Genomic DNA, 11,042 nt, shown 5'->3' on the forward strand with positions numbered 1-11,042 from the left:
ACGAGCGAAGCGAGCGAACCAATAGACACAGCAGTTTGCTCACAGGCCCGACGAAGGAGGGCCTGTGAGTTGGGGTGTCGACAACCTGCCGTATGGGGTTTTCTCCTCGCCGGGAGAATCGCCCAGGGTGGGGGTGCGGTACGGCGATCACGTGCTCGACCTGACCGCCGCGCTGCACGACGAGGTGTTCGCCGCCCCGTCGCTCAACCCGTTCATGGCCAGGGGACGCGCGGCCTGGCACGACACCCGGACGCTGATCAGGAACAAGCTCACCGATGACCTGGCGGTGACCGAGCGGCACCTGATCCCGCTGGAGCAGGTGCGGCTGCACATGCCGTTCGAGGTGGCCGACTACGTCGACTTCTACTGCTCGATCGATCACGCGAGCAACGTCGGCACGATGTTCCGGCCCGACACCGAGCCGCTGCTGCCGAACTGGCGGCACCTGCCCGTCGGATACCACGGCAGGTCGGGCACGGTCGTGGTGTCCGGCACGCCGGTCAAGCGGCCGCACGGGCAGCTCGGGGCAGGCAGGTTCGGACCGTGCGAGAAGCTGGACTTCGAGGCTGAGCTGGGGTTCGTGGTCGGCGTGCCGACCGAGATGGGCACGTCTTCCGGGGCGTTCGAGGAGCACGTGTTCGGGGTGACGCTGGTCAACGACTGGAGCGCGCGCGACGTCCAGGCCTGGGAATACCGCCCGCTCGGGCCGTTTCTGGCCAAGTCGTTCGCCACGTCGATCTCGCCGTGGGTCACCCCGCTGGAGGCGCTGCCCAGGATCCCCGGGCGGCCGCAGGATCCCGAGCCGGTCGCGTACCTGCGCAGGCAGGGCGACTGGGGTCTCGACATCTCCCTCGAGGTCCTGCTCAACGGGGAGGTCGTGTCGCGGCCCCCGTACTCGAGCATGTACTGGACGCCCGACCAGATGCTCGCCCACCTGACCGTGAACGGGGCCTCGCTGCGTACCGGCGACCTGTTCGCCAGCGGCACGATCTCGGGGCCGGAACGCGGCGAACGCGGCTCGCTCATCGAGCTGACCTGGAACGGGAGCGATCCGATCAAGCTCGCGAGCGGGGAGGTCCGCTCCTTCCTGCAGGACGGCGACACCGTGACGATCCGGGCCACGGCCGGTGACCTGACATTGGGGGAGGTTTCTGGAACTGTCGTATAGGTAACTCAGCGTGCTCAGCCGCAGACTGACCGCTACTCTTGGAGCGCCTCCCCCGGGTCATCGGAAAGCAGGAGTCACATGCGGCGTTCCGGAGCTCGCGCGATGTTGTGTGTCGCCTTTCTCCTGATCTGCGGCTGCAGCCCCGTCACGGCAGCGGCACCGGTCACGCCGCCGGTCGTGCACATCTCGCCGGCGCTCGACAGCAAGCGTGCCCGGCCTGACCGCGGCCTGCTGGTCAGCACCTCCGGCGGCACGCTGAGCAACGTCCAGGCCTATCAGGGCGGGGAGCCCGTCCCGGGCACGCTCGACCGTTCCCGTACGGTCTGGCGCTCCGACTGGACACTCAAACCCGCGGCCGAATACACGGTGACCGCCACGGCCGCGGGACCGCGTGGCCCCGCCACGGTGACGATGGGCCGTTTCCGCACCCGCCCGGCCGAGCGCACCTTCGGGATCGTCTCGACCGCGCCGCTGCCCGGCGAGACCGTCGGCACCGGCATGCCGATCATCATCGACTTCGACACGCCGGTGACGGACAAGGCGGCCGTCGCGCGGGCGCTGGAGATCAAGGCCGAGCAGCCGGTGGAAGGCGCATGGCGGTGGACGAGCGACACCCAGGCGGTCTACCGCACTCGCCGCTTCTGGGCGCCCAGGCAGCGGGTCACCGTGACCGCCCATCTGGCCGGCCTGCGCCTGCCCGGCGGCGTCTACGGCGCCGCCGACTCCACCTTCGTCTTCATGGTCGGCCGCGAGCAGACCAGCATGATCGACACCAGGACGCACCAGATGATCGTCCAGCGCGACGGCGAGGTCGCGCAGCGCATGGCCATCAGCGCCGGCATGGCCACAACCCGCGAATACACCACGACCAGCGGCGTGCACCTGACCATGGACAAAGGCAACCCGGTCCGCATGGTCTCGCCCGGCCGGAGCAAAGGGGAGCCCGGCTTTTACGACCTGATGATCGACCACGCCGTGCGCATTTCCAACACCGGCGAATACGTGCACGCAAAAGACAATGTGTGGGCCCAGGGGCGGGCCAACGTCAGTCACGGCTGCATCAATGCGCGGCCCGACCAGGCCGCCTGGTTCTACGCCACTTCCCTGCGCGGCGACCCGGTCACGATCATCGGCACCGACCGCGAGCTCGAATGGGACAACGGATGGGGCTTCTGGCAACTCCCGTGGGAGAAATGGATAGAGGACAGCGGACCGGAGGCCGCCGATTCCGCAGAGGACTGGGTGCCACAGCGCTGAAACGAGGATTACGGTAGAGGGGGGGAACTACCCACGGACACAGGCCCGTTGTCCCTAGAGGAGGGCCGGACAAATATGGATGAATGGATCATCTGGGTAATCCTCGCGGTCGTGCTCGGCGTGGCCGAGTTGTTCACCTTCACAGCCGCGCTCGGTCTCCTCGGCGTGGCGGCTCTCCTCACCGCCGGCACCGCCGCCATCGGATTGCCCGTCCCCCTACAGTTGCTCTTCTTCGCCGCTTCATCCGCGGCCGGCCTGCTGGTGATCAGGCCGCTGGCGATGCGTCATATCAGGCAGCCGCAGCTGCAGCGGTTCGGCGTGGAAGCGATCGTCGGCAAACCCGCCTATGTGGTCTCGGAGGTCAGCGGTCGCGACGGGCGTGTACGCGTCGGGGGCGAGGAATGGTCAGCGCGCGCCTACGACGAAACCCTGGTGATCCCCGCGGGGGCGACCGTCGACATCATCGAGATCGAGGGCGCGACAGCCCTCGTATATCCCCGGGAGTGAACCATGGATGCGCTCTTGCTGGTCGGATTGTTCGTCATCCTCTTCGCCGTGGTCACCGTGCTCAAGGCCGTGCGGATCGTCCCGCAGGCCCGGGCGGCCAACGTCGAGCGCCTCGGCCGCTACCATCGCACGCTCAAGCCGGGCCTCAACTTCGTGATCCCATACATCGACCGCGTCTATCCCAAGCTCGATCTGCGTGAGCAGGTCGTGTCCTTCCGTCCGCAGCCGGTCATCACCGAGGACAACCTGGTCGTCGAGATCGACACGGTCCTCTACTTTCAGATCACCGACCCGCGGGCGGCGGCGTACGAGATCGCCAACTACATTCAGGGTGTCGAGCAGCTCACCGTCACCACGCTGCGTAACGTCGTCGGCTCCATGGACCTGGAAAAGACCCTGACCTCGCGCGACACCATCAACAGCCAGCTCCGCGGCGTCCTCGACGAGGCCACCGGCAAGTGGGGCCTGCGCGTCAACCGCGTCGAGATCAAGGCCATCGACCCGCCCAAGACCATCAAGGACGCGATGGAGAAGCAGATGCGGGCCGAGCGTGACAAGCGGGCCGCGATCCTCAACGCCGAAGGCCAGCGCCAGTCGCAGATCCTCACGGCGGAAGGCGACAAGCAGAGCCGCATCCTGCGGGCCGAGGGTCAGCGCACCGCCGCCATCCTGGAGGCCGAGGGCCAGTCGCGCGCCATCGACCAGGTCTTCCAGGCCGTGCACCGCAACGACCCGGACCCGAAGCTGCTGGCGTACCAATACCTGCAGGTGCTGCCGCAGCTGGCGCAGGGCAGCGGCAACACGTTCTGGGTGATCCCGAGCGAGGTCACCTCGGCGTTGCAGGGCGTCTCGAGGGCGTTCACGGAGGCCCTGCCGCAGTCGGCGGCCACGCGTGAGGAGATCCCCGAGAGCACGGCCGCCGAGGAGGAGGCCGCCAAGGCGGCGGAGGCCGCGGCAGAGGCCGTCGCCGACGCCCAGGATGCGGAGAGCCCGAACGGCCCGCGCCAGCTCACGCAGGGCGTCGAGGAGCCGTCCGCGTTCCCCGACCTCGAGCGGGGACGTAAGGAGTCCGAGCGCTGAGGCCTTTCCGGCGGACGGCAGGTCAGTCGAGGAGTGAGCCGTCCGCCGGAATCAGCAGGCGATCTCGTAGATGTGACCCACTTGGGCCTGCTGGTGAGTCTCCCGGGCGCGGCAGGCCAGTTTGACCGCCGCATCGGCGATGACGATGTCGCGGTTCACCGGCGGGATGTCATCGCCCAACTTGGTGCGCAGCCACTCCGATATCTCGGCCCAGGAGTAAAGGCTGATGTTGTCGGCCTCGATCAGCGGCTTCGGGAAACCGCCGGGACCGCGCTGCCCGGTGGCGAGCTGGCGCAGGCTGGCCTGGGTGCGGCCGCCGTGGCGGCGCGCCGCGTCCCCCAGCGTCACCCCGTCGCCCTGGCCGACGCCCACGGCCCAAAACTCCGGAACCGTCCTGATCTGGATCAGCACAGAAGCGATGGCCTCCAGCAGGCTCTCCGCTTCGCGGTGGCACGTGACGTAGACGCTTCCGTCTTTTGCTCCCGATATCGTGCAGTCATCCAGACCGGCCTCGTAGAGAGCATCGATCTCGTCGTCGGAAGGCTCACGGTTGAGAGTGACGCGGAAGTCCCAAGCCGTCATGAGATCTCCTCGCTCGTGCTGCACTTCTGGTGCTCTTCGGCCCATTCGAGAAGATCTCTCGCGTGGTCCCCTGGATTGCGCGGTGTGCACCAGATCGGCTGCCGTCTGACTCCGCAAATGCATTCGATCCATCCCCAGCGATGCCTGTTGTGATGTTCGACCACCGTCAACGAGTCGAATTCGCGGATCTTCCTGAAGACCGCGTTGATCTCGTTATGCTGATGTCTTCCTCGACTGATCACGTATCAAGCTTGCAACAGTGTTGCATAGTTAGTACGGCGATTCCAACCCTGGAGCCCCTGCAAATGACGATGGCGCCCGCCGCACAGCTCGTGCGGCGGACGCCATCGTTGCACCTGGTCAGTGGGACAGCGGAGCCTCCGTGGTGTCGACCAGCACGCAGTCGGCGATCGGGCCCTCGCCGACGCGCGCCCAGATGCCTGCCACCACGCCACCCCCGACCTCACTGACGCTGAACTCCAGCACCCCCGTCTGACCCGGGCCGATCACGCGGGGGTCGATGAGGAAGCTCGGCTCCGAGCCCTCCGTCGGCTCCCAGCCCTTCGGGCGCGGGAAGACCGCCAGCGGCGCCTCCTCATTGCCGAGGAAATGGCTGCTGCGCGGCTGCGGGCTGCACTTCTTGCCCATGGGGATGTAGTCCACCACCACGTTCGCCCCCATGGCCCTCAGGTCCGCCTGGAGCCTCTTCGGGTCCTTCGCCTCGTTGATGGTGATGGTGATGAGGCCGTCAGGACCTTTGGTGACGGCGTACGCGGGGGTGCCGCCGAAGAGCAGCGGTACGGCCACCGCGGCGGCGGCCGCCAGCCCCAGAGCGGGCGCCAGGACGGCGGGGCGCGGCAGGCGGCGCTTCCTCGGCGCCTGGTCGATCTCGGTCATCACGAACTCCTTGAGCAGTCGGTGACGGCCCTCGGGAAGATCACGTTCGGTCGGCCAGCTCATCGGATCTCCTCCTTCTCTGGGCCTCGGTCACCTACTACCTGTCGCCGTGCCGGAGGCGGTTCCCCCGCATCGGCGAGCTTCTTGCGAGCCCGTGAGAGCCGGGACCTGACCGTGCCCACCGGGATGCCGAGCGCCTCGGCGGCCTGCGCGTAGTCGAGGCCCGCCCAGACGCACAGCGCGAACACGTCCTGCTCCTGGCGGCGCAACCGGCCGTACGCCTGCCGCACCGCCGCCAGCCGTTCGGCGTCGTCGATGCGGCCCACGACTTCCTCGGCGAAGTCCGGCACCTCCTGGCTCCTGGGCAGCCGGGCCAGCGCGTCGTCATGTCGCCGGGCGGCGCGGCGTACGTTGCGGGCGACGTTGGTGGCGATGCCGAGCAGCCAGGGCCGCAGCGAGCCACCCTCGGCGTCGATCTTGCCCCTCAGCCGCCACGCCTCCAGGAACGTCAACGCCGTCACGTCCTCGGCCGTGGACCAGTTGCCCGTCAGGCGAAAGGCGTGGTTGTAGACGGCTTTGGAGCACTGGTCGAAGAGCTCACCGAACGCGGCTTTATCTCCGTCCCGTATCCGGGCCCGTAATGACATGTCCACACATATCTACTGTCCGGCGGATTCACCGGGTTCCCGGCAACTGCTGCATCCCCCACCCGGCGCCCGAGGTCGTCAGCCCTGCCCGGCATCGAAGTACGCGGCCAGCTCCGGGTCCAGAGCCGGCACATCGTACGGCGTGCCCCCGTCCCGCAACGACATCGTGGCCATGTAGCCCGCCGCCACGCTCATCCTGGCCGCCACCGGAGAGGTGTCCGTCAGTCCCCCGTCCCTGACGAACCTGCAGAACTCCGCCACGATCTCGACGTCCGCGCCTCCGTGCGACCCCGTGGCGGGAGGCACCTTGTACGTGATGTCGCAGTCGTCCCGGTAGCCCGTGGGCCCGGTGTTCCACACCTTGACCGTGTCGCCGGGCCCGTCGCCGAAGTTCTCCAGCCGTCCCTCCGTTCCGATGACCGTGTAGTTGCGCACGTAGTCGGGCGAGAAGTGGCACTGCTGGTAGGCGGCGATGACGCCGTTGTCCAGGCGCATGTTCATCACCGACACGTCCTCGACGTCGACGACGTGGTGCAGGTCGCGGCGCGCGGTCGGCGGCCAGTCGTACTCCTGGAGCCAGCCGTCGGGGCGCGGGGTGCCGGGCGCGCGGCGCGGCAGGTCGCCGTAGAGCATGAGATCGCCCAGCGCGTTCACCCGGGTGGTGTAGCCGCCCGCGAGCCAGTGGATCACGTCGAGGTCGTGCGCCGCCTTCTGCAGCAGCAGGCCCGTGGTGCGAGTGCGGTCCGCGTGCCAATCCTTGAAGTAGTAGTCCCCGCCGTACGAGACGAAGTGGCGCACCCAGACGGTCTTCGGTTCGCCGATGACGCCCTTGTGGATGATGTCGCGCATGAGCCGGACCACGCCCATATGACGCATGTTGTGGCCCACGTACAGGCGGGTGCCGGTCTCGCGGGCGGCGCGCAGGATGTTGTCGCAGCCCTCCACGGTGATCGCCATCGGCTTCTCCAGGTAGACGGCTTTGCCGGCCCGGAGGCAGTCGATGGCGATGCGCTCGTGGGTGTCGTCAGGGGTGTTCACGACGACCGCGTCGAGGTCGCGGCGGTCGAGCAACTCCCGGTAGTCCCCGGTCAGGAACTCGGCCTCGAACCTCCCCGCCTGCCTCTTGAGCACCGCCGGGTCGGAGTCGCACAGGGCGGTCACGATCGAGCCCTTGCCCGGCCGGTGCGCGGCCAGGGCGAGGCTGGCCCGCAGGCCGAGGCCGATGACTCCGATACGCAGGTCTTCCACGATGGTCCCTTCCGAATCAGCCCGGGCGCGCTCCTGGAGCCCAGTCCGTACGAGTCGACGTGGAGGCTAGTACGTATTTATGCAAATAACTAGAGAAGATAGAGCAGTTTTGAGCAGAGACGTCCAGAATTGCTGCGGCGTGAAGTAGAGCTGTGGGGGCACTTAAGAATCCCGCGATGGACATGCTCGGAGTTGAGAGGGCACAGTGCGTTAGGTTCGACCTAGGGGGAAATGGGAGCCATGAAAGCGCTGGTCAAGGAGAAGGCCGAGCCCGGCCTGTGGCTTGTCGACGTGCCCGAGCCGGAGGTGGGACCGGGCGAGGTGAAGATCCGGGTCCTACGGACCGGGATCTGCGGCACCGACCTGCATATCCGGAAATTTGATGACTGGGCCCGGCACACCCTGGAGCTCCCCCTGATCGTCGGGCACGAGTTCTCCGGTCACGTGGTGGAGGTGGCGCCGGGCGTCGAGGACATCGCGGTCGGCGATCTCGTCAGCGGCGAGGGCCACCTGGTCTGCGGCAAGTGCCGTAACTGCATGGCGGGCCGCAGGCACCTGTGCCGTAACACGGTCGGCCTCGGTGTCAACAGGGACGGCGCGTTCGCCGAGTACGTCACGCTGCCCGCCTCCAACGTCTGGGTGCACCGGGTCCCCGTCCACCCCGACGTGGCGGCCATCTTCGACCCGTTCGGCAACGCCGTACACACCGCTCTCTCCTTCCCCCTGGTCGGCGAGGATGTGCTGATCACCGGAGCCGGGCCGATCGGGCTGATGGCGGCGGCCGTGGCCGCGCACGTGGGCGCGCGCAACGTGATGATCACCGACGTCCATGACGAACGCCTGGACCTGGCGGGCAAACTCGGCGTCTCTCTCGCGCTGAACGTCACCAAGTCCTCCATCGAGGAGGGCATGCGGCAGCTGCACATGCGCGAGGGCTTCGACGTGGGTCTGGAGATGTCCGGCAACCCGGCTGCGGTACGCGACATGATCGCCCACATGACACACGGCGGGAAGATCGCCATGCTCGGGCTGCCGGCCGAGGAGTTCGCCGTCGACTGGGGCACCATCGTGACGTCGATGATCACGATCAAGGGGGTCTACGGCCGGGAGATGTTCGAGACCTGGTACAACATGTCGGTCCTGCTGGAGAAGGGCCTCGACCTCACCCCGGTGATCACGGACCGGTTCTCGTACGAAGACTTCGACGCCGCTTTCGATACAGCCGCCAGCGGCCGCACGGGCAAGGTCATCATGGACTGGAGCGGAGGAGCTCGGCCGGAGAGAGCGAGGAACGAGCCAACGAAGGCCGAAGCGGCCGCGACCATAAACACGCGCGGAGGAGCTCGGCCGGAGAGGGCGAGGAACGAGCAAGCGGAGGCCGAAGCGGCCGCGACCATAGACAGGAGCGCCTGATGTTCACGAACGTGCGCGAGCAGCTGCGTACAACGCTCGACGAGATCACCGAGGCCGGGCTGCTCAAGCCCGAGCGGGTGCTGGGCACCCCGCAGAGCGCCCAGGTCAGCGTGGCCGGACGCGAGGTGCTGAACTTCTGCGCCAACAACTACCTGGGCCTGGCCGACAACCCTGAGGTGATCGAGGCGGCCAAGGAGGCGCTGGACCGGTGGGGGTTCGGCATGGCTTCCGTGCGGTTCATCTGCGGCACCCAGGAGGTGCACAAGGAGCTCGAAACGCGCCTGTCGGACTTCCTCGGCATGGAGGACACGGTTCTCTACAGCTCGTGTTTCGACGCGAACGGCGGCGTGTTCGAGACCCTGCTGGACGCCCAGGACGCGGTGATCTCGGACGCGCTCAACCACGCCAGCATCATCGACGGCATCAGGCTCTCCAAGGCCCAGCGATTCCGGTACGCCAACCGCGACATGGCCGAGCTTGAGGCCAGGCTGAAGGAGGCGGCAGAGGCGCGGCGGCGGTTGATCGTGACCGACGGTGTGTTCTCCATGGACGGATATGTCGCGCCGTTGCAGGACATCTGCGACCTGGCCGACCGGTACGACGCCATGGTCATGGTCGACGACTCCCACGCCGTCGGCTTCGTCGGCCCGACCGGCCGCGGCACGCCGGAGCTCCACGGCGTCACCGACCGGATCGACATCATCACCGGCACGCTCGGCAAGGCACTCGGCGGGGCCAGCGGCGGCTACGTGTCGGCCCGCAAGGAGATCTGCGAGCTGCTGCGCCAGCGCTCCCGGCCGTACCTGTTCTCCAACTCGCTCGCGCCCGTCATCGCCTCCGCGTCGCTCCGCATCCTCGACCTGCTGGAGACCTCGAACGACGCCCGTGAGCGGCTGCGCGCCAACACCGCCCGCTTCCGCAGCGAGATGAACCAGGCGGGCTTCGACATCCTGCCCGGCGACCACCCGATCGTGCCCGTGATGATCGGCGACGCCGCCGAGGCCGGCGCCATGGCCGACCGCCTGCTCGATCTGGGGATCTACGTGATCGGCTTCTCGTACCCGGTCGTGCCGCACGGCCAGGCCAGGATCCGCGTCCAGCTGTCGGCCGCTCACTCCGAGGCGGACGTCGAGCGCGCCGTACAGGCGTTCATCCAGGCCCGCGGCTGATCCCCCGGTCCCGCTTCACTTCCCACCACCCCGAGGGAAGCGCTCACCGCCCGCGCGAGCGCTCCTCCTCGCGGGTGTGCACGATCACGGCCTGCAGGTGAGTATCCTCCGCTCCGTGATAGATACGCGGCGGCTCCGCACGCTGCGGGCGGTCGCCGACCACGGCACGGTCACCGCCGCGGCGGCCGCCCTGCACCTCACCCCCTCCGCCGTGTCCCAGCAGCTCGTCGCGCTGGAGCACGAGGTGGGGCACCGCCTGTTCACGCGGGACGGGCGCGGCGTGCACCTCACCGCCGTGGGCAAGATCATGCTTGCCCACGCCAACGAGGTCCTCGCGCAGCTCGAACGCGCCGAGGCGGAGGTGGCCGCGTACACGGCGGGCGAGCTCGGCGAGGTCACCGTGGCCTGCTTCGCCACCGCGATCAGCGCCGTGCTGTCCCCGGCGATCATCGTGCTCCGCGAGCTCGCCCCCGGCATCCAGGTACGCGTGCTCGACGCCGAAGGCGACCACAGCCTGGCCATGCTCCTGGACTCCGAGGCCGACCTGGCGATCGGAGTCGAGTACGGGGGCGCGCCCGACGCCTCCGACCGCCGTCTGTCCCGCCTGCCGCTGTACGCCGAGCCGTTCGACCTGGTGCTCCCCCGCGACCACCCCCTGGCGGAGTCGGCCACGCTCGTGTCACTCTCCTCCGAGACCTGGATCGGCCCTTATCCCGGCAATCCGGTGCACGACGTGATCACGTTCGCCTGCCGGCAAGCGGGCTTCACCCCGAACCTCGCGCACTGCTCCGACGACTTCCGCGCCGTGGTGGCCCTGGTCGGCGCGGGCGCGGGGGTGGCGCTGGTGCCGCGGCTGGCGCTGCGCGACATGGTGCTGCCCGGGGTCGTGGTACGCCAGACGCCGGGGCCTGAGCGCCGGGTCTTCGCCGCCGTACGCAGGGGCGCGGACTCCCACCCCGTCGTGCAACCGCTGTTGTCCGCGCTCCGTACGGTGGCCGCGTCCCTCGGAACGGGATGAAACACCCCGCCATCGCCCTCTTCCCGGGCTCGATCGATCTTGACGATAGCGTGGGC

At 68.3% G+C, this 11,042-nt stretch carries 11 protein-coding genes; 7 read left to right on the plus strand and 4 right to left on the minus strand.

Annotated features, from left to right (window positions below; all coding sequences use genetic code 11):
• The first annotated feature begins 64 nt into the window (after nt 1-64).
• The 4 genes from fahA (at nt 65) to EDD27_RS39590 (ending at nt 4,012) form a co-directional block, all read left to right on the plus strand.
• Entirely contained in the window at nt 65-1,168 is a 1,104-nt protein-coding gene (fahA, locus tag EDD27_RS39575; protein WP_127936934.1) for a fumarylacetoacetase, read from the plus strand.
• Between the two features lie 78 nt (nt 1,169-1,246).
• Complete coding sequence (locus EDD27_RS39580; protein WP_127936935.1) at nt 1,247-2,425, plus strand: L,D-transpeptidase; 1,179 nt, start codon at nt 1,247-1,249, stop codon at nt 2,423-2,425.
• Nucleotides 2,426-2,500: 75 nt separating this feature from the next.
• The gene (locus tag EDD27_RS39585; RefSeq protein ID WP_127936936.1) at nt 2,501-2,932 is read left to right on the plus strand and encodes an NfeD family protein; all 432 of its coding nucleotides are present in this window, start codon (nt 2,501-2,503) and stop codon (nt 2,930-2,932) included.
• A 3-nt stretch (nt 2,933-2,935) separates the two neighbouring features.
• Nucleotides 2,936-4,012, plus strand: coding sequence for an SPFH domain-containing protein (locus EDD27_RS39590; RefSeq protein WP_127936937.1), 1,077 nt, complete (start codon nt 2,936-2,938; stop codon nt 4,010-4,012).
• A 51-nt stretch (nt 4,013-4,063) separates the two neighbouring features.
• On the opposite strand, the gene EDD27_RS39595 is transcribed toward EDD27_RS39590, so the two are convergent.
• From EDD27_RS39595 to EDD27_RS39610, 4 genes are all read right to left on the minus strand, one after another.
• Nucleotides 4,064-4,594 (minus strand): hypothetical protein, encoded by a 531-nt coding sequence (locus EDD27_RS39595; RefSeq protein ID WP_127936938.1) that lies wholly within the window; start codon nt 4,592-4,594, stop codon nt 4,064-4,066.
• A gap of 360 nt (nt 4,595-4,954) precedes the next feature.
• The gene (locus EDD27_RS39600) at nt 4,955-5,554 is read right to left on the minus strand and encodes a hypothetical protein (RefSeq protein ID WP_127936939.1); all 600 of its coding nucleotides are present in this window, start codon (nt 5,552-5,554) and stop codon (nt 4,955-4,957) included.
• A complete protein-coding gene (locus EDD27_RS39605) occupies nt 5,551-6,138 on the minus strand; it encodes an RNA polymerase sigma factor (RefSeq protein ID WP_127936940.1) in 588 nt (195 codons plus the stop codon). The genes EDD27_RS39600 and EDD27_RS39605 overlap by 4 nt, the downstream gene beginning before the upstream one ends.
• A gap of 78 nt (nt 6,139-6,216) precedes the next feature.
• Nucleotides 6,217-7,386 (minus strand): Gfo/Idh/MocA family protein, encoded by a 1,170-nt coding sequence (locus tag EDD27_RS39610; RefSeq protein WP_127936941.1) that lies wholly within the window; start codon nt 7,384-7,386, stop codon nt 6,217-6,219.
• A gap of 240 nt (nt 7,387-7,626) precedes the next feature.
• On the opposite strand from EDD27_RS39610, the gene tdh reads away from it, so the two are divergent.
• From tdh to EDD27_RS39625, 3 genes are all read left to right on the plus strand, one after another.
• On the plus strand, nt 7,627-8,799 hold the full coding sequence (tdh, locus tag EDD27_RS39615; protein ID WP_241564502.1) for an L-threonine 3-dehydrogenase: 1,173 nt from the start codon (nt 7,627-7,629) through the stop codon (nt 8,797-8,799).
• The gene (locus EDD27_RS39620; protein ID WP_127936942.1) at nt 8,799-9,968 is read left to right on the plus strand and encodes a glycine C-acetyltransferase; all 1,170 of its coding nucleotides are present in this window, start codon (nt 8,799-8,801) and stop codon (nt 9,966-9,968) included. The genes tdh and EDD27_RS39620 overlap by 1 nt, the downstream gene beginning before the upstream one ends.
• 115 nt (nt 9,969-10,083) lie before the next feature.
• The gene (locus tag EDD27_RS39625; protein WP_127936943.1) at nt 10,084-10,986 is read left to right on the plus strand and encodes a LysR family transcriptional regulator; all 903 of its coding nucleotides are present in this window, start codon (nt 10,084-10,086) and stop codon (nt 10,984-10,986) included.
• The last annotated feature ends 56 nt before the right edge of the window (nt 10,987-11,042 follow it).

This window comes from Nonomuraea polychroma, assembly GCF_004011505.1.
GTDB lineage: Bacteria > Actinomycetota > Actinomycetes > Streptosporangiales > Streptosporangiaceae > Nonomuraea > Nonomuraea polychroma.

Excerpts from the sequence above, each read along its gene's own strand:
- tdh (WP_241564502.1), top strand. The coding sequence starts at position 7,627 with ATGAAAGCGCTGGTCAAGGAGAAGGCCGAGCCCGGCCTGTGGCTTGTC.
- EDD27_RS39600 (WP_127936939.1), bottom strand. The coding sequence starts at position 5,554 with ATGAGCTGGCCGACCGAACGTGATCTTCCCGAGGGCCGTCACCGACTG.
- EDD27_RS39620 (WP_127936942.1), top strand. The coding sequence starts at position 8,799 with ATGTTCACGAACGTGCGCGAGCAGCTGCGTACAACGCTCGACGAGATC.
- EDD27_RS39585 (WP_127936936.1), top strand. The coding sequence starts at position 2,501 with ATGGATGAATGGATCATCTGGGTAATCCTCGCGGTCGTGCTCGGCGTG.
- EDD27_RS39590 (WP_127936937.1), top strand. The coding sequence starts at position 2,936 with ATGGATGCGCTCTTGCTGGTCGGATTGTTCGTCATCCTCTTCGCCGTG.
- EDD27_RS39595 (WP_127936938.1), bottom strand. The coding sequence starts at position 4,594 with ATGACGGCTTGGGACTTCCGCGTCACTCTCAACCGTGAGCCTTCCGAC.
- EDD27_RS39580 (WP_127936935.1), top strand. The coding sequence starts at position 1,247 with ATGCGGCGTTCCGGAGCTCGCGCGATGTTGTGTGTCGCCTTTCTCCTG.
- EDD27_RS39605 (WP_127936940.1), bottom strand. The coding sequence starts at position 6,138 with ATGTCATTACGGGCCCGGATACGGGACGGAGATAAAGCCGCGTTCGGT.